Annotated in this window: 1 protein-coding gene; it reads left to right on the top strand. The window is 58.9% G+C overall.

Annotated features, from left to right (window positions below; genetic code table 11):
* Window positions 1–6 precede the first annotated feature (6 nt).
* The coding region (locus tag AWB75_RS36440) for an IS5 family transposase (protein ID WP_061128744.1) at window positions 7–1,118 on the top strand (1,112 nt) is incomplete at its 3' end.

Genomic DNA, 1,118 nt, shown 5'->3' on the forward strand with positions numbered 1-1,118 from the left:
GATGCGATGATCGATTTACGGCACGCGCTGGCGATCCTGGCTAACCGGATGCCATGGACGTCGATAGAAGCGACGTTGACGCCTATCTTCGAGCGACGTGCTCGCGAGGGCCGGATAAGCGCGGAGATTGATCTGTTCGGCACGGCACCCAAACTTGCCGGTGCGGGCCTCAGCGCTGCGGGACGTCCGCGCCTGTCGATCAGGCTGATGGTCGGGCTGCTTTACCTGAAGCACGCGTACAACGAAAGCGATGATTCGGTTTGTGAGCGCTGGGCACAAGACGTGTACTTCCAGTTCTTCTGCGGCGAGGAGTATTTTCAACCGCGCATGCCATGCGATCCGACCAACCTCGTGCGCTTTCGGCAGGCGCTGGGCGAAGCCGGTGTCGAGGAGTTACTCGCGACGACAATTGCCGCAGCGGTGCAAATGAAAGCGGCGAGGCCGGCCGAGTTCGAGCGCGTGATTGTCGATACGACGGTCCAACAGAAAGCGATTGCCTATCCGACTGACAGCCGTTTGCTGGAGGTTGCACGAGGCAAACTCGCAAGGCTCGCGCAACGCGCTGGATTGACACTAAAACAAACATACGAGCGAGAGGGAAAGCAGTTGCGTCGCCGCGCCGGTGGCTATGCACATGCGAAACAGTTCAAGCGACTGCGCCGGGTGCTCAAGCGTCAGCGCACAATACTCGGACGATTGCTGCGTGACATCGAGAGAAAGTTATCGAACGCCTCTACTGAGCAGCAGGCATCCTTGCGGATTTGGCTTGAGCGCGCCTGGCGTATCTGCCGCCAGCGTGCGAAGGATCAGCACAAGCTCTACGCGCTCCACGCGCCAGAGGTGGAGTGCATCTCGAAAGGCAAGGCTCGCCAGCCCTATGAGTTTGGCGTAAAGGTTAGTCTCGCGATCACGGAGAAGCAAGGTCTTATCGTCGGTGCACGCTCGTTTGCAGGCAACCCTTATGACGGGCATACCTTGGCCGGACAACTTGAACAAACAACCATCTTGCTTCAGGATCTGCCGGGCGTGTCAAAGCCGAAGACCGTGCTGGCCGACCTCGGGTTTCGCGGGGTTGATGCCGATATCGCCCCGGTGCAGTTGATTCATCGAGGTAAACA

Source organism: Caballeronia catudaia (genome assembly GCF_001544755.2).
In the GTDB taxonomy this organism is placed as follows: domain Bacteria; phylum Pseudomonadota; class Gammaproteobacteria; order Burkholderiales; family Burkholderiaceae; genus Caballeronia; species Caballeronia catudaia.